1 protein-coding gene is annotated in these 1207 nt (G+C 49.3%); it reads right to left on the bottom strand.

Going from position 1 to position 1207, the window contains the following annotated elements:
• Nucleotides 1-7: 7 nt before the first annotated feature.
• Nucleotides 8-1207 (bottom strand): transposase (locus tag M0G74_RS18185; RefSeq protein WP_248220218.1); only part of this gene is annotated, 1200 nt, incomplete at its 5' end.

Genomic DNA, 1207 nt, shown 5'->3' with positions numbered 1-1207 from the left:
CTGTTAATCAGTGGATAGCTCCGTAATTCATCAACTTCTCAATGTTATGCACCAAACAGAACATTTGCCACTGCCCCTGCACTTTACGTTTGCCACGCAGCGAGAAGCGATTCAATCGCTTGTTGGTGCCGATATTCCCGAATACCGGTTCAACTACAGACATACGATGACTGTATATTGTTTTGCCTTCCAGACTATCAATCCGCTTTTTCATCCAGTCCGTCGCCGTCTTTCCGTTTGTCCAGGTAAAGGACACCTGCCGGCCGTGTCCATCGCGTGTATCCGCCGAAGCGGGATTACGCATGCACTGATTTTTGAGTGGGCAATATCGGCAGTCTGTGAGTCGCCCTTCAAAGAAGAGCTTTTGCTTTCCTTCACTGACACGCTCCTCTCGGTAGAGCAACATTTCATTGCCTGCGGGACAGATGCAAGTCTTGCTTCTTTTATTCAGCTTGAATTCGCTTGCAGGCAGCACCTGCTTAATGCCCTTTGCAGTATCTTGATGTCGCTTGCCGTGCTTCTCTTTTTGCTTGGCAAACGCCTTGTCGCGGGAACGGAACTGGTTGTCAGGGATGTAAGCATTGATGCCTTCATTTCTCAGCAGATCATTATTGGATTCGCTGGAGAACCCGGTATCCGCCGTGACGATGACTTGATCCGCGAGAATCTCCTCGCCAATGCCCACATTCCGGTAGCGCTTATTAATACCGTCGAGAATAGGCTTTAACGTATGGGTTTCCTGACCTTCACCGAAAGCCTGCGCCTCCACGATGATTTGGTGTTTCTTGTCGACCGCCACAATGCCGTTGTAGCCTTGTATCGTGCCCTTGCTCGTGGTCATCTTGGCCGATTCATTGTCGGTGATGTTACTTTTTACTTCTTTTAGTTTTTTGCCTTGCCCCATCCTTGGGGCTTGCGTCTTTAGGAACTTATCGATTCTCTCGAAATGCTGCTCCAAGGTCTTGTTCATCTGTTCAAGCCGCTGCTTGCGCTCTCGCTCCGCTGGCTTCCTACCGTCCAGCTTATTATGCTCCGACAGACAGTGACGAATCTTCTTTCGAATCTTCACCTGCTTTTGCTCGAGCTCTTTGAAAGTCCCTGAATGCGCTTTACTGGCGTTGGAGGACATCTTGCAGCCATCAATCGCAAAAAGCTCATTGCCCAACAGCCCCTCCTGATCGCAAACCATCAAAACCTGTTCAAATAC

Origin of the sequence: Microbulbifer sp. CAU 1566, from assembly GCF_023156515.1 — a bacterium.
GTDB lineage: Bacteria > Pseudomonadota > Gammaproteobacteria > Pseudomonadales > Cellvibrionaceae > Microbulbifer.
Note: the sequence above shows the minus strand (reverse complement) of the source record. Positions and strands in the feature narration are given on the sequence as shown.